Annotated in this window: 21 protein-coding genes; 5 read left to right on the top strand and 16 right to left on the bottom strand. The window is 67.9% G+C overall.

Annotated elements, in window-relative coordinates:
• Nucleotide 1: 1 nt before the first annotated feature.
• The 3 genes from J3476_RS03805 to J3476_RS03795 all read right to left on the bottom strand — a co-directional run bounded on the left by J3476_RS03805 (nucleotide 2) and on the right by J3476_RS03795 (nucleotide 3,219).
• Entirely contained in the window at nucleotides 2-1,147 is a 1,146-nt protein-coding gene (locus J3476_RS03805) for a sulfotransferase (protein WP_207065206.1), read from the bottom strand.
• 150 nt (nucleotides 1,148-1,297) lie between these two features.
• Complete coding sequence (locus J3476_RS03800) at nucleotides 1,298-2,089, bottom strand: SDR family oxidoreductase (RefSeq protein WP_207065205.1); 792 nt, start codon at nucleotides 2,087-2,089, stop codon at nucleotides 1,298-1,300.
• A gap of 2 nt (nucleotides 2,090-2,091) precedes the next feature.
• Nucleotides 2,092-3,219 carry a hypothetical protein gene (locus J3476_RS03795; RefSeq protein ID WP_207065204.1) on the bottom strand — a complete coding sequence of 376 codons (1,128 nt, stop codon included), beginning with the start codon at nucleotides 3,217-3,219 and terminating at the stop codon, nucleotides 2,092-2,094.
• A gap of 101 nt (nucleotides 3,220-3,320) precedes the next feature.
• On the opposite strand from J3476_RS03795, the gene J3476_RS03790 reads away from it, so the two are divergent.
• Complete coding sequence (locus J3476_RS03790; protein WP_207065203.1) at nucleotides 3,321-4,208, top strand: IclR family transcriptional regulator; 888 nt, start codon at nucleotides 3,321-3,323, stop codon at nucleotides 4,206-4,208.
• Nucleotides 4,209-4,232: 24 nt separating this feature from the next.
• Here the strand turns inward: J3476_RS03790 and J3476_RS03785 are convergent, their stop codons facing one another.
• The 3 genes from J3476_RS03785 to J3476_RS03775 are packed head-to-tail and all read right to left on the bottom strand — an operon-like array spanning nucleotide 4,233 to nucleotide 7,164.
• A complete protein-coding gene (locus J3476_RS03785; protein ID WP_207065238.1) occupies nucleotides 4,233-5,666 on the bottom strand; it encodes a cytochrome P450 in 1,434 nt (477 codons plus the stop codon).
• Nucleotides 5,667-5,683: 17 nt separating this feature from the next.
• A complete protein-coding gene (locus J3476_RS03780; RefSeq protein WP_207065202.1) occupies nucleotides 5,684-6,493 on the bottom strand; it encodes an SDR family NAD(P)-dependent oxidoreductase in 810 nt (269 codons plus the stop codon).
• A complete protein-coding gene (locus J3476_RS03775) occupies nucleotides 6,490-7,164 on the bottom strand; it encodes a hypothetical protein (RefSeq protein ID WP_207065237.1) in 675 nt (224 codons plus the stop codon). Before J3476_RS03775 ends, J3476_RS03780 begins: the two co-directional genes overlap by 4 nt.
• A gap of 136 nt (nucleotides 7,165-7,300) precedes the next feature.
• On the opposite strand from J3476_RS03775, the gene J3476_RS03770 reads away from it, so the two are divergent.
• Nucleotides 7,301-7,951 carry a TetR/AcrR family transcriptional regulator gene (locus J3476_RS03770; protein WP_207065201.1) on the top strand — a complete coding sequence of 217 codons (651 nt, stop codon included), beginning with the start codon at nucleotides 7,301-7,303 and terminating at the stop codon, nucleotides 7,949-7,951.
• Between the two features lie 10 nt (nucleotides 7,952-7,961).
• Here J3476_RS03770 and J3476_RS03765 read toward each other — a convergent pair whose 3' ends face one another.
• The 7 genes from J3476_RS03765 to J3476_RS03735 all read right to left on the bottom strand — a co-directional run bounded on the left by J3476_RS03765 (nucleotide 7,962) and on the right by J3476_RS03735 (nucleotide 14,590).
• Complete coding sequence (locus tag J3476_RS03765; RefSeq protein ID WP_207065200.1) at nucleotides 7,962-10,037, bottom strand: RecQ family ATP-dependent DNA helicase; 2,076 nt, start codon at nucleotides 10,035-10,037, stop codon at nucleotides 7,962-7,964.
• Between the two features lie 71 nt (nucleotides 10,038-10,108).
• Nucleotides 10,109-10,759: a hemolysin III family protein gene (locus J3476_RS03760; protein ID WP_286182580.1), complete on the bottom strand. Its 651-nt coding sequence runs from the start codon at nucleotides 10,757-10,759 to the stop codon at nucleotides 10,109-10,111.
• A 111-nt stretch (nucleotides 10,760-10,870) separates the two neighbouring features.
• Nucleotides 10,871-11,035: a hypothetical protein gene (locus tag J3476_RS03755; RefSeq protein WP_373889015.1), complete on the bottom strand. Its 165-nt coding sequence runs from the start codon at nucleotides 11,033-11,035 to the stop codon at nucleotides 10,871-10,873.
• A gap of 161 nt (nucleotides 11,036-11,196) precedes the next feature.
• On the bottom strand, nucleotides 11,197-11,664 hold the full coding sequence (locus J3476_RS03750; RefSeq protein ID WP_286182561.1) for a heme-binding protein: 468 nt from the start codon (nucleotides 11,662-11,664) through the stop codon (nucleotides 11,197-11,199).
• 154 nt (nucleotides 11,665-11,818) lie between these two features.
• Nucleotides 11,819-12,871: a 4-hydroxy-2-oxovalerate aldolase gene (dmpG, locus tag J3476_RS03745; RefSeq protein ID WP_207065198.1), complete on the bottom strand. Its 1,053-nt coding sequence runs from the start codon at nucleotides 12,869-12,871 to the stop codon at nucleotides 11,819-11,821.
• Nucleotides 12,868-13,794, bottom strand: a complete 927-nt coding sequence (locus J3476_RS03740; RefSeq protein ID WP_207065197.1) for an acetaldehyde dehydrogenase (acetylating) — start codon at nucleotides 13,792-13,794, stop codon at nucleotides 12,868-12,870. The genes dmpG and J3476_RS03740 overlap by 4 nt, the downstream gene beginning before the upstream one ends.
• A gap of 10 nt (nucleotides 13,795-13,804) precedes the next feature.
• Nucleotides 13,805-14,590 (bottom strand): 2-keto-4-pentenoate hydratase, encoded by a 786-nt coding sequence (locus tag J3476_RS03735; protein ID WP_207065196.1) that lies wholly within the window; start codon nucleotides 14,588-14,590, stop codon nucleotides 13,805-13,807.
• 72 nt (nucleotides 14,591-14,662) lie between these two features.
• Here J3476_RS03735 and kstD point away from each other — a divergent pair, with 72 nt between their 5' ends.
• Together kstD and J3476_RS03725 are read left to right on the top strand one after the other, a co-directional pair.
• Nucleotides 14,663-16,357 (top strand): 3-oxosteroid 1-dehydrogenase, encoded by a 1,695-nt coding sequence (kstD, locus tag J3476_RS03730; protein WP_207065195.1) that lies wholly within the window; start codon nucleotides 14,663-14,665, stop codon nucleotides 16,355-16,357.
• A gap of 3 nt (nucleotides 16,358-16,360) precedes the next feature.
• Nucleotides 16,361-17,221, top strand: coding sequence for a MaoC family dehydratase (locus J3476_RS03725; protein WP_207065194.1), 861 nt, complete (start codon nucleotides 16,361-16,363; stop codon nucleotides 17,219-17,221).
• Nucleotides 17,222-17,225: 4 nt separating this feature from the next.
• On the opposite strand, the gene J3476_RS03720 is transcribed toward J3476_RS03725, so the two are convergent.
• Together J3476_RS03720 and J3476_RS03715 are read right to left on the bottom strand one after the other, a co-directional pair.
• Nucleotides 17,226-17,729 carry a hypothetical protein gene (locus J3476_RS03720; RefSeq protein ID WP_207065193.1) on the bottom strand — a complete coding sequence of 168 codons (504 nt, stop codon included), beginning with the start codon at nucleotides 17,727-17,729 and terminating at the stop codon, nucleotides 17,226-17,228.
• 125 nt (nucleotides 17,730-17,854) lie between these two features.
• Nucleotides 17,855-19,294 carry a hypothetical protein gene (locus tag J3476_RS03715; protein WP_207065192.1) on the bottom strand — a complete coding sequence of 480 codons (1,440 nt, stop codon included), beginning with the start codon at nucleotides 19,292-19,294 and terminating at the stop codon, nucleotides 17,855-17,857.
• A 650-nt stretch (nucleotides 19,295-19,944) separates the two neighbouring features.
• Here J3476_RS03715 and J3476_RS03710 point away from each other — a divergent pair.
• Nucleotides 19,945-20,850, top strand: coding sequence for an MPT63 family protein (locus J3476_RS03710; protein WP_207065191.1), 906 nt, complete (start codon nucleotides 19,945-19,947; stop codon nucleotides 20,848-20,850).
• 26 nt (nucleotides 20,851-20,876) lie between these two features.
• Here the strand turns inward: J3476_RS03710 and J3476_RS03705 are convergent, their stop codons facing one another.
• Nucleotides 20,877-21,602: a hypothetical protein gene (locus J3476_RS03705; RefSeq protein WP_207065190.1), complete on the bottom strand. Its 726-nt coding sequence runs from the start codon at nucleotides 21,600-21,602 to the stop codon at nucleotides 20,877-20,879.
• Between the last annotated feature and the right edge of the window lie 10 nt (nucleotides 21,603-21,612).

The raw sequence follows: 21,612 nt of genomic DNA, 5'->3' as shown, positions 1-21,612 counted from the left end.
GTCAAAGCTCCCTGAAGCGTTCCTTGACCTGCTCCTCGGTCAACCCGTAGTCGGCAAGAGAGTAGGTGTGCTTGGGCGCGCGGGGGCCCTGCTTGCTCGCCTCATGGCTGGCCTGCATGGCCCCACGGGCCTCGTCGGTCATGTCGATACCGAAGTGGCGATAGATCGCTTCGACCGTCGCCACCGGGTCAGCGATCAGGTCGAAGTAGTCCATGTCGTAGAACTGCGCCGGATCGTGCTGGGCGCGAACAGTGTTGAACCTCTCCAACCCGCGCGACCAGGTCTCCAGCGAGTCCGCTCCGATGGTCTCCCCGACGAACTTCGTGGACCAGCCCTCCGTGGTGTGCTGGGCCAGCGAGCACATCGACGCCATGATGGTTTCCGCGGGCCGGTGGCACTGGATCACCAGCGCGTCGGGGTAGGTCGCCATCAGGGCGTCCAGCGCGAACAGGTGGCTCGGGTTCTTGAGCACCCACCGCTTCTCGACGTCGTTGAGGCCGATCAGCTGGAGATTGCGCCGATGCCGCCGATACGGCCGGCTCCAGTCCTGCTTGGCCAGCCACTGCGCGTAGGTCGGCACATGCGCCAGCGTCTCGTAGGACACCGAATGCAGCGACTGACGCAACAGCTGCCAGCACTCCTCGACTTCGTCGGCGGTCATGTAGTGCAGACCGGTGTAGTCCGGGTTCTCGTTGTGCGCCTTGGTGAACTGCGCGTCCAGCTGGGCGAAGACCGGGTTGTCCGCCCATGTTTCGCGCGGTGGACGCGGCTGCGGAAACTCGGCCAGCCACAGCTCGAGCCCTTGATGGCGGGGGTCGGCCGCCAACAGGCGATGCAACGCCGTCGTCCCCGTGCGAGGCAGCCCGGTGACGAAGATGGGCCGCTCGATCGCAACGTCGGCGTGCTCGGGGTACTGCTTGAACGCCGCCTCGGAGACCAGCCGGGCGACGAGTGCGTTGCGGACGAAGAACCGGTTCATCTTGCTACCGAACTCGGTCAGCGCAGCATCCCGGGCGAACGAGTCCAGCAACACCGCGAGGGCCTCGCGGTAGTTGTCGTCGTCGGCACCGAAATCGTCCAGGCCGCAGGCTTTGGTCGCCGAGGCGTGCAGGTCCTCGACGGTCCCCACATCGGTGCGCGCCGTCATGGCTCGACTCCCACTCGTTCCGGTCCTCGCTCGTTCCTCGCTGCGATCCTCACTCGCGCTCGTCTTCGCGCCGTCATGGCTCGACTCCCACTCGTTCCGGTCCTCGCTCGTTCCTCGCTGCGATCCTCACTCGCGCTCGTCTTCGCGCCATCAGGCCTTGTACTCCCCGCAGTTGACGTCGAGAGTCTGGCCGGTGATGCCGGAGGACAGGTCGCTGGCCATGAACAGGATCGCCGAGGCCACCTCGTTCTCGGTCGGCAGGCGCTTGAGGTCCGAGGCCGCCGCGGTGGCCTTGTAGATCTCGTCCACGGTGGTGCCGTACTTGCCGGCCTGGTGGTTGAAGTAACTTTCCAGCGTGCCACCCCAGATGTAGCCGGGCAGAACCGAGTTGACCCGGATCCCCTGCTCGCCGAGTTCGGTGGCCAGCGACTGCGACATGGCCAGCAGCGCTGACTTCGCCATCTTGTAGGCCCCGTACTTGGCCTGGGAATGGCGCACCACCATCGAGTTCACGTTCACCACCGACCCGTTGGCGTCGGCCAGGGCCGGTGTGAAGCCCTGGATCATCCGCAGCGCGCCGAACACCGTCAGTTCGATCGCCTCACGCATGTGCTCGAGCGTGGTGTTGGCCAGTGGCTTCATCGACGGGACCCGGAAGGCGTTGTTGATCAGCACGTCGACCTTGCCGTAGGCCTTGAGGGTCTCGGCGACCAGATTGTCGACCTGCGCGTCGTCGGTGATGTCCGTTCCCACCGACACCGCGCGCCGACCGAGATCGGTGATCTGCTTGGCGACGTCGTCGAGACGCTCGACCGTGCGCGCCGCCAGCACCAGGTCGGCACCCGCCTCCGCGCACCGCCGCGCCAGCGTGGTGCCCAGCGCGGGTCCGACACCGCTGATCACCACGACCTTGTCCTGCAGAAGCCCTTCGGATCCGGCCACCGTCAACCCACCATTCTCTCGCCGATCTGCCTCTGGCGTAACGCAATCCGCGCCCGCCAGTCTTCTTCTGAGATCTTGTTCGATTCGTAGTACGGCAGCGATTCCGCGACCTTGTCGGCCGCGACCAGCTCCACCGTCGGCCCGTCCTCGGCCGTCATCTCACGGGACACCCGCTGCCAGCGGAACTGCAGAAAGCCTTTGCGGTGCCCGAGCGTCTCCACCCAGTTGGTCACCCCGGGATTGCGCTCGGAGACCACGATCCGGATCTTTCCGTCCGGATCGGCTTGCGCCTGGGTGCCGTTCAGCGACGTCTGATGATTGATGTAGTCCAGTGAGATGTACCAGAGACTGCCCAGCTGGAAGCCGAGGTACGGCGCGTCGGTGACCGGCAGCGTGATCACCAGGGCCTGGTCGGGCGTCAGATCGAACTGGCCGGCCGACGAATACTGCGTGGCCAGGCCTCCGGGAGTCAGGCGAGGGGCCACCATGGTGTTGGGCTCGCTGTCGTTGTAGAACCACTGCGGAAACTGCAGCCACGTCTTCACGCGCTGCACCAGTTGCTTGCCCGCCACGGCGTAGCGCTTTTCGATGAGCTCGCGGGTCAGCGGAGGCGGCGCCGTGCCCGCAGTGTCGGTCCTGGCGATGGCGAAGGTCCCGCGCTGCGCGGACCAGTCGTTGTAGACCTCACGGATGACGAGCTGCGACGGCACCTCGGGGGTGAACCGCCATTCGAAGGTGCCGTCGGCGGCGATGTCGAGCTTGCGGTCGTCGAACGCGGTTTCGCTGTCGGGCACGACTTCGTCGGTGTACTCACCGCCGAGCAGTTGGAAGCTCACGTCGGTGGTGGTGCCGCGCCGGCCGGTGACCACGTACTCGTGGCCGGGCTGCACGCGGGTGCCGAAATACATGGTGTCGGGGTTGTCCAGGCCCATCTTCGTGAAGGGCCCGGTGCCGCTGTGCAGGAACGGGTGGTCCCGGTCGTAGTCGAAGCCGACATGGGTACATGCGGCGATACAGCCCGCGAGGTACTGCAGCCCTTCGAGCAGGTCGGCTTCGGACTCGATGAACGGCGCGGCCGCCACGAGGCCCTCGGCCTCGGCGATGGCGTCGACCAGGGGCTGGGAATACATGCGGGAAGCGCCTCCACGGTTCAATATTGGACCGGACTGGTAGAGTTCTGATCCGAGATTAGAACGTGTTCTAGTTCGAGTCAACGTCGCTGGAGGGACGCATGGGTGGGCGAGCCTCGCCGCCGACGCAGCGCGTCGTCGATGTCCTCGATTTCCTGGCCCGGCATCCGCATGACCGGTTCGGCGTCTCCGAACTGGCCCGACGCGTCGGTCAGAGCAAGCCGACCTGCCTGGGCATCGTCATCACGCTGGCCGAATCCGGCTACCTGGTGCGCGACCCGGCCGACAAGACCTATCGGCTGGGCCCGTCGTTGATCTCGCTGGGGCACGTCGCACAGGAATCGATGCGGATCGGACCGCCGGCGCGTGACCAGCTGCGCCGGCTGTCCTCGGAGTTCGGCACCACCGCCGCGCTGGCGGCCGTCGTCGACGACCGCATCACGCTGCTGGAGTTGGTCGGCCCACCGGGTGCCGACGTCGGCGTGCAGGTGGGACAGAGTTACCCGTTCGCTCCCCCGGTCGGCCTGATGTTCGTGCTGTGGGACGACGACTCCTTGCGCGACTGGCTGGCCCGGGAACCCACCATTCCGCTGCGCACCGACACCGAGCGCCGCGACCGGGTGGTGGCCGACTGCCGACGCTCCGGCTATCTGGTGGAACGGCTCACGCCCGGCGGACGGCGGTTGTACGCGATGATGGCCGGGGTGTCGGCCACCCTGCCCGACGAACTGCGCGCCCTGCTCGGCGAACTCGTCTCGGACATCGGTGAGCGCGTGTACCTGCGCGACACCGACGACGACGAGACCCGCCACGACATCAGCGTGATCTCGGCGCCGGTGTTCGACCACTACCGGCGGCAGGCCATGGTGGTGTCGATGCAGGTCGGGAAAGCGCTGACTGACAACGAGATCCGGGAGCGCGCGCGGGCGGTGGTGATGACAGCCGACGCCGTCACCGAGCAGCTCGGCGGCACCAAGCCCGACGGGTGACCCGGTCGCGGGGCCGCCGGCGGGTCACGTCCCGTTGCGCCGATGCTCGCTGCCCCTCCTGCGCAGCGTGATCGGCAGCCCGTCGGCGGGCGTCGGGCCGGTACCCCAGGTCATCACCGGACGGTATCCGACAGGGACGTGCCAGTCGAAGTGGCGCAGCAACTGGTGCATCACGGCTTTGACGTTCATGTCGGCGAACTGCTGACCGAGACACTTGTGGACCCCGCCACCGAACGGGGCGAACGCGTAGCGGTGCACCGGCCGGGCGTCCGCGCCACCGAGAAACCGACCGGGGTCGAACCGGTCCGGATCGGGCCACCAGTCGGCCAACCGCATCGAGTCGTAGACGTTGATCGCCACCTGGCTCTTACGCGGGATGAAGTGTCCGGCAACCTCGGTGTCGGTGACTGCCTGCCGGAACAGCGTTCCCGCGGGGGCGTACATCCGCAGGATCTCGTCGAATGCGGCGTCGAGCAGGGGGTATCCGCCGTCGAGATCAGCGAGGGTCAATTCGTCGTTGGCGTTGTGAAGTGCTTCGTCCCGCAGCCGGTCCTGCCAGTCCAAGTTCCGGCCCAGCTCGTAGACGAGCATCGAGATGGCGATCGCACTGGTGTCGTGCGCCGCCATCAACAGGAAGATCATGTGATTGACGATGTCGGTGTCGCTGAACCGTTCACCGCGCTCGCCCCGGCTGTGGCACAGCATCGAGAACAGGTCGGTGCCGCGGCCCGCGCGGCGGTCGGGGATCTGGGCGGCGAAGTACCGTTCCAGCCGTTCCCGGGCTCGTAGGTCCCGAGCCCACGCCCCACCCGGCACATCGGCGCGGATCATCGCCTGACCGCCATGCACCGTGGCGTGGAAGTCGGCGGCCAGCTGGTCGGCTTCCGGGCCGAGGGTGGTCCCGACGAAGACCTCGGCGGCCTGGTCGAGCAGCAGTTGCTTGACAGACGAGTAAAACGGAAACCGGGGCGCCGCCGGCCAGTCGCCGACGGTGCGCCGGATGCCCGGTCTCATCAGTGCGAGATAGCCGTCGAGAGCAGTGCGGGTGAACGCCTGATGCATGATGCGGCGGTGGTCTCGGTGCTCGTCGAAGTCGAGCAGCATGATCCCGCGATGGAAGAACGGACCGATCACCGGCGCCCATCCGCGCGCGCTGGAAAACGCCTTGTCCTTGTTGATCCACGCGGTTTCGAGCGCCTCCGGACCCATGAGCGACACGATGCGGAAACCCACGCCCCCGACCCAGCTCACCGGACCGAAGCGAGCATAGCGACGACGCGCGAAGTCGAGCGGTTCGACGATCGAGCTAAGGAGATGGCCGATGAGCGGAAACCCGTAGTCACCCATCACCGGCTCCAGATCGGAGCCTGCCGGCGGATGGGCCAAGGGACGCTCGCGGCTGGGGTAACGTGCTGTCACGCCGGCCGCGACGGACTGCATCCGCACCTTGGCGTGCATCGGGCCCGCCAGGGCGGTCACTGGCCGATCCGGTCGAGATAGCGTCGGCGCACCGACTCGTCGTAATGCCCCGGCGGCCGACGCAGCGTCGCCAGATGTTTGAGTCGCTGCAGCAGGGGCTCCGGCGCCAACTCCTCGACCAATGCCATCGGCGACAGCCAACCGGGAATGGTGATCTCGCGCCGCGGATGACGAGCACTGTCGACGATCGCCGTGGCGATGTCCTCCGGCTGGCGGGTGGGCAGCAGATCGAGCGCCACTCCTGCGGTCAGCTCGGTGTGCACGGCCGTCGGGGACACGGTGCTCACTGTCACCGCGCTGGAGGCGATCTCCGCGCCCACCGCCCGGGACAGCGCTGCTACCGCGTACTTGGTGGCGCAGTACACCGACATTCCCGGTGTCGTCACTTTGGCGGCCATGGACGCGACGTTGACGATATGTCCGCGGTCGCGGTCGAGCATGCCGGGCAGGAAAGCATGGAGGCCATTGATGACGCCGAGCAGGTTGATCGCGACCTCCCGGTGATACAGCTCCACCTTCTGGTCGACGAATGCCCCCATGATCTGGATGCCGGCGTTGTTCACCACCATGTCCGGTGGCCCGTCGGTGCTGCTCGCGTCACGGAAAGCCGTCACACTTGCCGGGTCGGTGACATCGAGCGGAAGTGCCTGCGCCCCTATCTCATTCGCAGTACGGTCCGCCTCCTCGATGTCGATGTCCCCGATCCACACCCGGGCGCCACGGCGTGCCAGCGCGGCGGCGGTGGCCTTGCCGATGCCGCGGGCCCCGCCGGTCACGCACACCACGGCGCCGTCGAGCTCGATCATGCGTCCCGCTCGTCGCTGAACTCGCGGAGCGCGAAGTAGGCGATCAGGCGAACCTCACCGTCGGGCATGGTGAGCAGGGCGCGACCGAGGTAGAGCCGGGGCACCAACTCGACGATCTCGTCGCGGGTGCGTTTGATGGGGAACGTCCGAACGCTCGGGTTGCGGTATTCCGCCGGCGAATAGTCCAGCGCGCGAACCTCGTTGAACGGTTCGGCGGCAGCGGTGTCGAGCTGGTGGGTGAATCCGTAACCCTGCACCTCTCGCCCGGCCCGGCGCAGACCGCCGTAGAGCGGCGCCACCGCGCGCAACGTGTACTTCCCCAGCGGGCTGAGGCGGTTGAACCCGGTTCCACTGCGCTGGTCGAATGTTTTTCCACGCCACGTCGGGTCGATCTTCATCAACGGGTTGGCCAGATGCGCTTCGGGGATACCGAAGAGCTTGCCCACGATCAGGCCTTCCATCTCACCGTGGGGACCGTCGGGCGCCACTCCCTTGGCAAATAGCTCGGCCAGCTGGTCACGACGGTTCCCGGCGCCCAACTCGCGCAGGTAGTCCCAGCCGAGGCGACGCGCAAGCGCCGGCGATGTCGCTGCGAGCTCGCGCAGTTCGGCGAGCACCGACGCGACACGGGCGACAAGGGACGCAGCAGATTCGGGCGTCGGGTCAGCGATCGATGTGCTCAACGGGGATCCTTACTTTTGGTACGAGACTGTGCCAGACCATCTGGCACAGGACCGTGCCAGAATTGGGCCGGTGTTGTCAAGAGTCTCCCGCGACCCCGGCCGCCGGGGGTGCGACGATCGTCGGGTGGCCGACACTTCGGGACGCACGTACGCGGGCCAGACCGCGGACGCGCGCCGGCACCAGCGGCGAGCCCGTCTGCTCGACGCCGCCATCGATGCCCTTGCCGGCAATGAGTGGCGAACCCTCACCGTTGACCGCCTCTGCGCCGCTGCCGGACTCAACAAGCGGTACTTCTACGAGAACTTCGCCAGCCTCGACGAGGTGGCCACCGCCGTCGTCGATGCGATCGCCGAGGAGGTCCGGACCGCGACGATGAGCGCCATCGCCGCCGCCGTGACCGCACCACTGGAGGATCAGGCCGCTGCCGCCGTGCTCGCCCTGGTCCACACCCTGGTGGACGATCCACGCCGGGGCCGGATCCTTCTCGGTGGTGTGGCGAGTTCCCCCGTGCTGCACGACCACCGGGCATCCGTGATGCGGGGGTTGACGGCCGTTCTGGTCGGACACGCGCGCACCATTCACGACGTCGAGCTGGAAAAGGACGCTCTCGCCAAGGTCGCGCCCGCGTTCATCGTCGGGGGGACGGCCGACGCGATCCTCGCCTACCTGGACGGCCGGGCCGACATCTCGGTGTCCGACCTCGTGGCCAGTCTCACCACGCTGTGGCTCATCACCGGCAACGGTGCTGCCGAGGTGGCACGTACGCGCAACTAGCTTGCCGCTGCTAGCTCGTCGCCGCCAGGGCGAAGGGCAGCACCGCGGGGGCGCCGGCCGCACGCACGGCGCGGGCAGCCATCGTGAACGTCCATCCCGTGTCGGCCAGGTCGTCGACCAGCAGCACCGGACCGTCGAACGAACAATCCGGCGTGGACCAGGACCCCTGCAGGGCGGCCACCCGGTAGGCGGAGTTCACCGCGGTCACCGGCCGGCGTTGCGGGTGGTAGTGCAGCGTGCCGAGATCCGTCAGCCGACCGAGCTCGGCGAGCCGACGGGCCAGCGAAGTGATCAGCTTCGGATGGGTGTCGGAGTCCAGGGCCATCACCGCGGTCGGCCTGGTGTCCCAGTCCCAGGAGGCAAGCACCTTGACCGCAGCCGCCACCACGTCGTCGGGCACCTCGCCGTCCTCCTCGGCGAGCAGCCGACGCAGCCGCGCGCCCCAGCCCAGATCGGTGAGCCGGCCGATGGCACGGCCCGGGGCGGGGCCGTCGGAGATCCGTCCGGACAGCTCGACACCGAGCTTCGCCAGCCCGGTGGGCCACTGGCGGCGAGCAGCGATCTCCACACCGGGACGCATCAGCCGCTCGCGCGCATCATCGGCGGCAGTGCTGTCGACGGCACCGTCGAACCGGGCCCCGGCACAATTGTCGCAACGCCCACACCGCTCCTGGGCCCCGAGTTCAGGGTCGTCGAGCTGGCGACGCAGGAAGGCCATCCGGCAGCCGGCGGTGGACTGGTAATCGAGCATCGCCTCCTGCTCGCGCCGGCGGGCCTCCTCCAGAGTCCGGTATCGCCGTTCGTCGTACTCCCACGACGTCCCGGTGGCGACCCAGCCACCCTTCACCCGGCGCACGGCGCCGTCGACGTCGAGCACCTTGAGCACCATCTCCAGGCGGGAACGGTTCAGATCGACCAACGGCTCCAGCGCGGGTGTCGACGTCGGACGATCCGGGTCGAGCGCGGCGATCACCGAGCGGACCATGGCTTCCGACGGGAACGCCACCGACGAGAAGTAACGCCACACGTCCTGGTCTTCCCGCCCGGGCAGCAGCACCACCTCGGCGCTCGACGTCGACCTGCCCGCTCGTCCCACCTGCTGGTAGTAGGCGATCGGCGAGGACGGCGCGCCGAGGTGGACAACGAACCCGAGATCGGGCTTGTCGAAGCCCATGCCCAGCGCCGACGTCGCGATCAGCGCTTTCACGCGGTTCTCCAGCAGGTCGGTCTCGAGCTGTTCGCGCTCGGCGGCCTCGGTGGCGCCGGTGTAGGCCGCGACCTGGTAGCCGTGCTCACGCAGCAACGCCGCGACGTCGTGCGCCTGAGCGACGGTCAGGGTGTAGACGATCCCCGACCCGGGCAGCGCGTCGAGGTGGGTGGCCAGCCACGCCGCGCGTTGGGCGGGGTTGCCCGCCTGCACCACCGACAGCCGCAGCGACTCGCGGTCCAGGCCGCCGCGCAGCACCAGCGTGTCGCGTCCCCCCACGCCGAGCTGCGCGGCGACATCTGCCACGACTCGGTCGTTGGCGGTGGCCGTGGTGGCCAATACCGGGATGTCGGCGCCCAATTCGGCGACCAGCGTGCGGATGCGGCGGTAATCGGGCCGAAAGTCGTGTCCCCAGTCCGAGACGCAGTGGGCCTCGTCGACGACGACCAGCCCGGCATCGCGGGCCAGCGCCGGTAGCACCTCGTCGCGGAAATCGGGGTTGTTCAGCCGTTCCGGACTGACCAGAAGCACATCGAGGTCACCACCGCGCACCCGGGCGTGGATGTCCGACCAGTCCGCGACGTTGCTGGAGTTGATCGTCGCGGCGCGCACGCCGGCCCGGTCAGCTGCAGCGACCTGGTTGCGCATCAGCGCCAGCAGGGGCGACACGATGACGGTCGCGCCGAGCCCTGCCGCGCGCAACAGCTTCGCGGCGATGAAGTAGACGGCCGACTTGCCCCAACCGGTGCGCTGCACGACCAACGCACGGCGCCGCTGCACCACCAGCGCTTCGATCGCCGCCCACTGGTCGTCCCGCAGGACAGCCGTCGGGCCAGCGAGTTGTTCCAGGATCGCCTGCGCTTCGGCTCGAGTCGCCATGAGGCCCATCGTGCCGGGTGGCACCGACGAGCAAGTGCCGGGTGGCACCGATGAGTTGCGGTCTCCTCTGCCTAACGAACGACGAGCCAGATCGCTACGAAGTGACAGATCGCCGCTGCGGCGGTGAAGGCGTGAAAGAACTCATGGTGGCCGAAGGTCGACGGCCAGGGGTTGGGCCATCGTGCCCCATAGAGCAGGGCGCCGATGTTATACAGAACACCGCCGGCGACGAGCAGCGCGACGACGGTGGTGCCCGCGCCCAGCACGAGTGTCTCGGCGAACCAGACCGCCACATATCCCAACACCAGGTAACAACACACGCCTGCCCACCGGGGGGCAGACGGCCAGCACATCTTGACGACCACACCTGCGCCGGCACCGATCCAGACGATCATCAGCACATCCGCGCCGATGTCCGGCGGCATCGCAAGGATGGCCAGCGGTGTGTAGCTCGCCGCGATGAAGACGAAGATCGCGGAATGGTCCAGCCGCATCATCCACTTCTCCGCCACCGCGGACACCCATCGGACACGGTGGTAGGTGGCGCTGATGCCGAACATTGCAACAATTCCGACGACATACACCAGCACAGCGCCGACCGCGCGCGGAGTGGACGACACCCACGCGCTCAGTAGCAGTCCCCCGCCGGCCACAGCAGCTGCGACTGCGCTCACCAGATGTATGAGGCCGCGCGCACGCGGTGCAACGAGAAGAACGGTCAGTAGATCTCCGATGCAGTGGGTGCGCCGTCACCGGCAGCCGCAGAACCGCGGCACATCGCGACCTTACCGCCGTGAACAGCCCAACCGGTTGCCGGTCCGATCAACGGCGAGTCAGTTCGAGTCGGTCTGTCCGCTCACACTGGTGGTGTACACATAGGCGGGCGCAGGCTCGAAGTTGGCCACCGGGGCAATGATGGCCGCTGACCCGAAGGCGAGCAGGCCACCGGCGAAAACGCCGAAGAGACTACGCCGCACGGTCCTGACAGACGCGGTCATGGAAGATCACTCCTCACGGTGTGCGAACAAGCTCGTACACCGTGCCTAGCCGATTCGGCTGCGCACCAAACTCCGACCAGGTCAGCGGGTCGGGAGCCAACTCCTCAGCCCGACCGAAGGCGTCCTTGTCGTGACTGCCCGCCGCGGTCCTCAGCCGGTGTCTAGGACGGCGGCTCGACTCCTGCCGGAGTGCCTTCCTGGTTCTGGTTGAGGTTCGGGGTATCGACACCCGCCGCCGTCTGGGGCTGGGTCTGCCACACCGCGGCGGCCACCAGCGTCGGCGCCACATCGAACCCGCACTGCTCACTCAACGCACTCACCGGCTGGTGGATCGCCGCCAGGTCATCTCTGACCTGGGGGTTCTGCTCGAAATACGCGTTGTAGGCGTCCTGGGCCTGCTCCGCCGGTTGCGACGAGATGCTCGACAGCTGCGAGTTGGTCGGCGGGTTGGCGACCAGGTAGTCCCCCTCGGCCGCGGTGGCGGCGCTGACGGTGCGGGCCACGTTGGCTGCCGAGCAGTCGGGCGCGGGGTCGGGCTGCGCGGCGGCCGCCGGGGCCAGGATCGCCGCAGGGCCGAACACGAGTGCCCCGCCGGCAAGCACGCTGAACAGGCCACGGCGAACGGTCATCACGGACATGGTCATGAAATCCCCCACTATCGACGACGTTGTCGACGACCTGTCGGTCGCACGCGCCAGCGTATCCGCTCAGGTGGAACACCAGTCGAGAATCGGCGCACCAGGCGAACAAGGCCCCTGCGCCGGTGGGGGTGAGCGTGACCGGTCAGGCCGACGCCGAGTCCATCTCGCGTTTGATCTCCAGTGCGATGTCGATCAGCTGGTCCTCTTGGCCGCCGATCAGTTTGCGCTGCCCCGCGCGGTGCAGCAGCTGGTGGGCGGGCACCCCGTAGCGCTCGGACTGGCGGATGGCGTGCTTGAGGAAGCTCGAGTACACCCCCGAATACCCCATGATCAGCGCGTTGCGATCCAGCAGGCACTCGGCGGGCATCGCCGGAGCGACAACCTCCTCGGCGGCGTCGGCGATGTCGAAGAAGTCGATACCGGTCTTGACGCCGATCTTGTCGAACACCCCGATCAGCGCCTCGACCGGGGCGTTGCCGGCGCCGGCACCGAACCGGCGGCACGACCCGTCGATCTGCTTGGCGCCGGCGCGCACCGCCTCGATCGAGTTCGCCACCCCCAGGCCGAGATTCTCGTGGCCATGAAACCCGACCTGGGCGTCATCGCCGAGCTCGGCCACCAGCGCAGCCACCCGGTCGCGGACCCCCTCGAGCACCAACGCGCCCGCGGAGTCGACGACATAGACGCACTGGCAGCCGGCATCGGCCATGATGCGCGCCTGCGCGGCCAGTTTCTCCGGCGCGATGGTGTGGCTCATCATCAGAAAGCCGACCGTCTCCAAGCCGAGCTCGCGGGCCAGCCCGAAATGCTGGATCGACACGTCGGCCTCGGTGCAGTGGGTCGCGATGCGACAGATCGACCCGCCGTTGTTCTGCGCTTCCTTGATGTCTTCCTTGGTGCCCACACCGGGCAGCATCAGGAAGGCGATCTTCGATTCCTTGGCGGTCTCGGCGGCCAGCTTGATCAGCTCCTGCTCCGGGGTCTTGGAGAACCCGTAGTTGAAGCTCGACCCGCCCAGCCCGTCGCCGTGGGTCACCTCGATGACCGGCACCCCGGCCGCGTCCAGCGCCGCGACGATGGCGCCGACCTCGTCCTTGGTGAACTGGTGGCGTTTGTGATGACTGCCGTCACGCAGCGACGTGTCGGTCATCCGGATGTCCCACATGGGGTCGAAGTAGATGTCCTGCGTGCTCATGATTGGCCTCCTGCCGTGGAAAGGCTCGCTGCTGCCATCTTCTTGGCGACCTCCTCGCCGACCTTGGTGGCCGCGGCGGTCATGATGTCCAGGTTTCCCGCATACGGCGGCAGGTAGTCGCCCGCACCCTCCACCTCGATGAACGTGGTGACCAGCGCCTGCCCTCCGGAGTTCATCGACGGATCGTCGAACTGCGGATCGTTGAGCAGCCGGTAGCCCGGAACGTAGGTCTGCACCTCTGCCACGACGTCACGGATGGACTGTGCGATCGCATCGCGGTCGGCGTCCTCGGGGATCGCGCAGAAGATGGTGTCGCGCATGATCATCGGAGGATCAGCCGGGTTCAAGATGATGATGGCCTTGCCCCGCTTGGCGCCGCCGATGTTCTGCACCCCCGCACTGGTGGTCTTGGTGAACTCGTCGATGTTGGCCCGCGTCCCCGGGCCGGCCGACGCCGAGGACACCGACGCCACGATCTCTCCGTAAGGCACCTCCACCACGCGCGACACAGCGTGCACGATCGGGATCGTGGCCTGGCCCCCGCAGGTCACCATGTTGACGTTGGGCGCATCCAGGTGCTCACCCAGATTCGCCGGCGGGATCACCCCCGGACCCACCGCCGCCGGGGTCAGGTCGATGGCCCGGATGCCGGCCTCGGCGTAGCGAGGCGCTGCGGCGCGATGCACGTAGGCACTGGTCGCCTCGAACACCATGTCAGGCTTCTCGGACTGGTTCAGCAACCAGTCCACTCCCTCGTGCGACGTCTCGAGCCCCAACTTGCGGGCCCGCGCCAAGCCTTCGCTCTCTGGATCGATGCCGATCATCCAGCGTGGCTCCAGCCACTGCGAACGCAACAACTTGTACAGCAGGTCGGTGCTGATGTTGCCCGACCCCACAATCGCCACAGACTTCTTGTCAGTCATGAGCGGCTCCTTACTCGAAACTCAGTTGTACTGAACCCAACCCGCTGAACTCGGCCACGAAGTGGCTGCCCGGCGGGGCATCTATCGCACGGGTGCACGAACCCGGCAACACGATGTCGCCGGCCCGTAACCGCACCCCGAAGCTCTCCACCTTGCGGGCCAACCACGCCACCGCGGTGACCGGATTGCCCAGCACCGCGTCACTGCGCCCCTCGGCGACGACCTCCCCGTTGTTGGTCAGCACCGCGTCGATGGCCTTGATGTCGACGTCCTTGGGTGAGACCCGGGCCTCGCCGAGCACCCAGCCGGCCGACGAGGCGTTGTCGGCGATGGTGTCGCACAGCTTGATCTGCCAGTTGGTGATGCGCGTGTCGATGAGCTCGATGGCCGGGGCGAACGCCGCCGTGGCAGCCAGCACATCGTCCTCGGTGCAACCGGCTCCCGGCAGATCGTCGGCCAGGATGAATCCCACCTCCACCTCCACCCGCGGATACAGGTAGCTCGCACTCTGGACCGGCCGGTCCTCAAAGACCTGCATGTCGTCGAGCAGATGCCCGTAATCAGGCTCGTCGACATTCATCATCTTCTGCATCGCCTCCGACGACAGGCCCACCTTGTGCCCGATCACCCGGGCCCCCTCAGCCACCCGCTGCCGGATGTTGATCAGCTGGATCTCGTAGGCATCCACCACGTCGATATCGGGCTGACCATCGGTCAACGGCGAGATCGGAACCCTGCTGCGTTCCGCCTGCGCGAGATCGGCGGCGAGTCGTTCCCGAACCTCGTCACGGAGCATCAGATGAATTCCCCTCGTTTTTCTGACCGGGCCAGTTGTTAGCTGGCCGGGCAATTCTATAACGTGTTCTACATGACTGGACAGGTGTATGACGTCGTCGTGGTCGGGAGCGGCGCCGCCGGCATGGTCGCCGCACTCACCGCCGCCCACCAGGGACTCTCGACAGTACTCGTTGAGAAGGCCCCGCACTACGGTGGTTCCACTGCGCGGTCAGGTGGCGGAGTGTGGATCCCCAACAACGAGGTCCTGCAGCGCGACGGCGTCAAGGATACCACCGAGGCGGCGCGCGCCTACCTGCACGCGATCATCGGAGACGTGGTGCCGGCCGACAAGATCGACACCTACCTCAAGCGCGGGCCGGAGATGCTGTCGTTCGTCCTGCGGCACTCCCCGCTGAAGCTGTGCTGGGTTCCCAACTACTCCGACTACTACCCCGAGACCCCGGGCGGCAAGGCCTCCGGGCGGTCGGTCGAACCCAAGCCGTTCAACGCCAAGAAGCTCGGCCCCGACCTCAAGGGCCTCGAACCCCCGTACGGCAAGGTGCCACTCAACGTGGTGGTGATGCAGCAGGACTACGTGCGACTCAACCAGCTCAAGCGCCACCCCCGCGGCGTGTTGCGCAGCCTCAAGGTGGGCGCCCGCACGATGTGGGCCCAGGCCACGGGCAAGAACCTCGTCGGGATGGGCCGCGCCCTCATCGCCCCGCTGCGGATCGGGTTGCGTGACGCGGGAGTGCCGGTGCTGCTGAACACCGCCATGACCGACCTGTACATCGAAGACGGTGTCGTCGCCGGCATTCTGGTGCGCGACACCCAGGGGCCCGAAACAGCGGAACCGCAACTCATCCGGGCGCGTCGCGGCGTGATCCTGGGCAGTGGCGGGTTCGAACACAACGAGCAGATGCGGGTCAAGTACCAGCGCGCTCCGATCACCACCGAGTGGACGGTCGGGGCGGTGGCCAACACCGGCGACGGAATCCTGGCGGCCGAGAAGCTCGGCGCCGCACTGGATGTGATGGAGGACGCCTGGTGGGGCCCTACGGTGCCCCTGGTCGGTGCACCCTGGTTCGCGTTGTCCGAACGCAACTCGCCGGGATCGATCATCGTCAACATGGCCGGCAAGCGCTTCATGAACGAGTCGATGCCCTATGTCGAGGCGTGCCACCACATGTACGGCGGGCAATACGGACAGGGCCCCGGACCCGGAGAGAACATCCCGGCTTGGCTGGTGTTCGACCAGCGGTATCGCGACCGCTACATTTTCGCCGGTCTTCAGCCGGGACAGCGGATCCCGTCGAAGTGGATGGAATCCGGCGTCATCGTCAAGGCCGACACCCTCGATGAACTCGCCGCCAAGACCGGCCTGCCGGCAGTAGAACTCACCGCGACGATCGAGCGTTTCAACGGCTTCGCCCGCGACGGGGTCGATCAGGACTTCAAGCGGGGCGAGAGCGCCTACGACCGGTACTACGGCGACCCGACGAACAAGCCCAACCCCAACCTCGGCGAGATCAGCGAAGGTCCGTTCTACGCGGCCAAGATGGTTCCCGGTGACCTCGGCACCAAGGGCGGGGTGGTGACCGACAACGACGGCCGGGCACTGCGCGACGACGGCTCGGTGATCGAGGGCCTCTACGCTGCGGGCAACGTCAGCGCCCCGGTGATGGGCCACACCTACCCCGGCCCGGGCGGAACCATCGGGCCGGCCATGACGTTCGGCTATCTCGCGGCGCTGCACATCGCCGCGACCGGGCACCGGAAGGACTGAGCAATGCCCATCAACCTCGACGAGGCGATCGGCGCCGAGCTGGAACCGGTCGAATTCTCGTGGACCAGTAGCGATATCCAGCTCTACCATCTGGGTCTGGGCGCTGGCGCCGACCCGATGGACAAGCAGGAGCTGCGCTACCTGACCGACGACACACCGCAGGTGCTGCCGACGTTCGGCAACGTCGCGCAGAGTTTCCACATGACCGAGCCGCCTGCGGTGAAGTTTCCCGGCATCGACATCGAGCTGTCGAAGGTGCTGCACGCCAGCGAGGCGGTCGAGGCGCCCGGCCCGATACCGCCGGCAGGCACCGGTATCGCCGTCACCCGCTTCACCGAGATCTGGGACAAAGGCAAGGCGGCAGTGATCTGGTCCGAAACGACCGTCAACGATCCGGCGGGCACACTGCTGTGGAAGCAGAAGCGCTCCATCTTCGCCCGCGGCGAGGGCGGGTTCGGCGGCGACCGCGGACCGTCCACAAGCCAGGCCGCCCCGGAACGGGCCCCCGACTTCGAGCTGTCGGTGCCGACCTTGCCGTCGCAGGCTCTGCTCTACCGGATGTGCGGGGACCGCAACCCGCTGCACTCCGATCCGGACTTCGCTGCCGCTGCCGGGTTTCCCCGCCCCATCCTGCACGGCCTGTGCACCTACGGCATGACGTGCAAAGCCTTGGTGGACAACCTGCTTGACGGAGATGTCGCCAGACTGAAATCCTTCGGCGCCCGGATGGCCGGAGTGGTTTTCCCCGGCGAGACACTGAAGGTGAGTGTCTGGAAGTCCGACGACTCCTACGCGGCAGTGGTGAGTGCGCCGGACCGTGACGACGCGGTCGCGTTGGCGGGCGTGGAGTTCGTGCCCGCCTGACCCGTCACTGCTGACAGAGCTCGGAGATGCGCGCCGCGTCGTCTTGAGCGGCGTTGAGACGCTGCACCTGAGCGGGATCATTGGCCGGCGAGCCCGCCAATTGGCCGATGCCGATGTCCTGCAGCGTGGTCGCGAACGACCGCACGGATTCGGCAAGGTCGCTCGGCGTCGCATCGCTCAGTTGCATCAACAGATACTGCCCCCCGCCGAGGGTTGCCAGTCGGGCGTTCGCCGCGACCGCCTGCACGGCTACCGGGTCCGCACCCAGGTCAGCGTTCGTCTGCAGCGAGACCGCGGTGCGCACGGTGTCGAAGGCGCCGCAGACGTGGGCGCCGGCTTCCTCGGAGGAGTCCTCGTCACCGGACGAGGCCTCATCGCCGGCGGAGGTCGCCTCGCCCGCGGACGGGGCGCTGAGCAGCGCCCAGATCGCCACAGCCAGTGCGCCGACCGCGACGACGAGGGCCACGACGACGAGCCGGTCGGGACGGAGTGCAGAGGTTTCCGACATTGGGCGATCATAGCCTCACGTGAGTAGCGTCAAAGTCTGGTGCCGACAACCTTTTTGACAGCAGAGAGAGCGCCGGCCACAGCTGTGGCCGGCGCTCTTCCTGTCGTCGTCAGTGTCGCTGGCGGTCAGGCGCTGTCGCCGCCGTCACTGTCGCTGTCGCTGTCGCTGCCACTGGATTCACCCGACTCACCGTCCTCGCCGCCGACGCCGCCCGAGCCCCCGGAGCCGGGGGTCGCGGTGCCGTTGGTCGATTCGGCGTCGCCGCCGTCACCGCCGTCGCCGGGGTAGCCGAAGAGTCCGCCGTTGCCGCCGTCGCCGCCGTCGCCGCCGGTGGCGTCTTCCTCGGCCTCGGCGTTGCCGCCGTTGCCGCCGTCGCCGCCGCCTTCGCCGAACACCCAGGTATGGCCGCCGTCGCCGCCACGCCCACCGGTGGCTTCGCCGTCGGTGCTGAAACCGTTGCCGCCGTTGCCGCCTTCACCCGCGTTACCGACTCGGGAGCCGCCACCCTCGCCGCCGTCGCCGCCGACCGCGTCCGCGCCGCCGTAGCCGTTGGCGTCACCGCCGTCGCCGCCGAGGCCACCGTTGCCGGTGCCGGTCCAGCCACCGGCTCCGCCGGCGCCCCCGGTCGCCGTCTCGCCTTCGGCATTCGCCTCGGCGTCACCCCCGTCGCCGCCGTTGCCACCGAGGCCGCCGGTCATGGTGCCGGTGCCACCGCCATCGCCACCCGCACCACCGGTCGCGCTTCCGTTGTCGGAGATGGCCGCTCCGCCTGCGCCACCGTGGCCGTCGGTGCCGACGAATCCGCCGGCCGCACCGCCGTCGCCACCCGCGCCGCCGATCACATCGTTCTGCAGTGACTCGTCGATCTCGGTGTCCGGATCATCGGCGATGTCATTCGTGTTCTGGTAGCTGCCGCCGGCGCCACCGTTGCCGCCCGTGCCGAAGCCCGCACCGCCCCGACCGCCGTCTCCGCCGGAGTACCCGACGTACACACCGGACGAGGTCTTGACTGCTCCCTCACCGGCGTCGCCACCGTCACCGCCGAAGCCGAAGAAGTAGCCGCCGCTGCCGCCGTCGCCGCCGGCAGAGGCCGCATAGCCCTCGCTAGCAAAGCCGTCACCGCCGTGGCCACCGTTGCCGAACCACCACCCGGCGTCACCGCCCTTGCCGCCGTGCAGGCCGTTACCGCCGTCACCGCCGAGCAGGCCGCCGTTGCCGCCGTTGCAGGCCGCGCCTTCGCAGCCTTCCACCGCGTCCAGACCGTTGCCGATGAGCCAGCCGCCGTCGCCGAACATCGGTCGCAGCGCCGGGTTCGCGTCGGTCACCTCCTGGACCGCAAGCGCACGCTGCTCACGATCGCGGCGATCGCTGCCGCCGTTGAGCGAAAGGAAGAGCGTGTCCTCCTCGTTCGACACCAGCTTGATGTCGTACTGCGTCGTCGCCGGAGTGGCGTCCTGAACCGCGAGGAACGCGCCGAGGCCCGCGAATGCGGCACCGGTGACTCCCGCGGTCAGGTAGGCGCGAACCGCGGCCGGACGCGCGCGGTTCTTGGCATGCTTGGCCATGAAAACCCCCTAGACAGATATCGAGGTGCTGCCCATCTCCCCATTTGGCGGCAGCACCTGCATCTTTACAAAGATGTGATCAGAATTTATGGCTTTGCTGATATCCGTGTCAAGCGTTTCACGATCTTTGCCTAGTCAAGACTTTCGGCCGGTCCGGCCGCGAACAAAGTGCGCACGTCAACGCCGGTTTCTGACGTGCCGGCGTCCGGCAAGTGAACTCCTGGGTGCAGACAAATCGCAGATGAACCGGGGTAATGCTGCTGTGTCCACCTGACCCGATGTCGGCAACGGCGACCACCAGGCCGACGACGAGTCAGAACGCACGGTGAATACCCCGGTGGATATTCCTGGCGGCAGGATTTGCATCCAAAGCTTTTTCCATTTGCTGCCCGACACAGGCGTACCCACGAATGGCAATTAGCCGGTGCATGGGCCGCTGGCAAACAAAACGTAATTAGTGTGAATCCAGCCTGAAAAGCATCATCGACCTCCAGTGCGACCGCCGTCCGCGTTTCCGGCTATTTCTCAGCCCCCTGCCCGTTGGTACCCGGAAAGGGGCAGAGCCGTGCTTACTCGGTGTGAACGCCTGCTACCTTGCTCGCGGGGGGATCACCTCGCTGCTCGATGTCACGAAAACAGGAGGACATGACGTGAAGATCAAGCCCGCTCTGGCGGCGATCACCACCGCAACCGCCGCGACTGTCGCTCTCGCGGGCGCGCCGACTGCAGCCGCTGACGCCGACATGCACTATCTCGGCGAACAGGGCGAACTGGTCAACGGCGACGTCGTGCAGGGCTGGACGGTTTCCGGCCTGAAGCCCAGCACCGACACGATCCCCTACCCGGTCGCCGGTACGTTGTGGGAGGCCACCGCCACCGACGAGGCCATCTCCGGCAGCGTCATCCCCATTGTGGCGAACCTGAACGCGCGCGCTGAGAGCGGACAGACCTATCGGGTGCTGTTCGGTGTCGCCACCCCGCAGGGAGTGAACCCCGCAACGTTGGCCCAAGGCGAATCCACCACGGGCAAGGTCTATTTCGACGTCACCGGTGAGGCACCCGACAGCGTCGTCTACAACGCCGGCGGCACCGACATGCTGGTGTGGGTCGAGGCTCCGCCCGCCCCGCCGGCGACCGGCCCCACCGGTGGAACCCCGGCCTCGACTGGCACGTACACCGCACCGGCCGAACCTGCCACCACGGAAACCCCGGCCCCCGAGGGCGATACCGACGAGGTTGCACCGGAGGGCGCCGAGGCGACGATGACGCCGGCACCGGCCGGCAGCTCCGGCACCCCGCTGCCCGAAGGCAGCTCGGGAACGCCGCTGCCCGAGGGAAGTTCGGGAACCCCGCTGCCCGGCGAGGCCACCCCGGCACCGGTTCCGGCCGCCGCCGATCCGGCGGCACCGGCCGGCAGTGCAGGAACGCCGCTGCCCGAAGGCGCCTCGGCCGCGCAGGCCCCGTCCGGCAGTTCGGGGACGCCGCTGCCCGAAGGCGAGCAGACCGCCCCCGCCGCCCCGGTCACCACGACGGTCGTGGCGCCGCCTCCGGCCTGACGGTTTCTCCGCGCCCTGCCGTCGGGTCAGGAGTGCGACGACCACCACGCGTAGAGCTGCACCATGTTCGGCCCCTGCGGGCCCGACTGGATCTCGCTCATCAGCAGCTGAGAGTCGGTCGTCCAGGCCACCGTTGAGGTGTTCTCGTCGAAGCCGCACACCAGGGTGCCCGCCACCTGTTGCGGGGTCGCGTTGCGCCGCCACGGACCCGGTGACTGGATGTTGCCCGGGCAGTCGACCACCGCCAACGCGTCGACCACATCGGCGAACATCACTTCGAGCGCTTCTTCGTCGGTGGCCAGCGTGTACGTCGCCGACAGCGGGCCCCCCGGATCGTCGTTCTTCTGACACCTGACCGTCGCCGAGGCGCCGTCGCGCGGGGCCACCTCCTCGCAGGCACCTGGGGGGTAGCCGCGCGGAAGGATCCCGCGCAGGCGCTCGGCCGCCGCGTCGGACGCCTCCGTCTCCGGAACCCCGGAGCCCAACGGCGTCCCGGAGGCGATCGAACCGGTCGGCGTGTCCTCGGGGTCCGGCGCCGGCCAGAACAGCCACGCGAGCACACCGAGTGCCAGCACCGCGACCGTGGCCACGGCCACCAGCAGCACAGGGCGGCGGTCCTTGTGCACCGGCCGTGGATTCACCGACAAGGGGGCATCGAACCGGCGTTCCCCCGCACCGCCGGTCTGCGGCGCTCTGTTTTCGACCGGTAGCGGCCCGGTGTCGTCGTCGGGCGCCGGCTCGTCGGAGCTCATCGGGCCAAGC

The sequence above is a fragment of the Mycobacterium sp. PO1 genome, assembly GCF_017312405.1.
Lineage (GTDB): Bacteria > Actinomycetota > Actinomycetes > Mycobacteriales > Mycobacteriaceae > Mycobacterium.
This window is presented reverse-complemented; position numbering and strand designations above follow the sequence as displayed.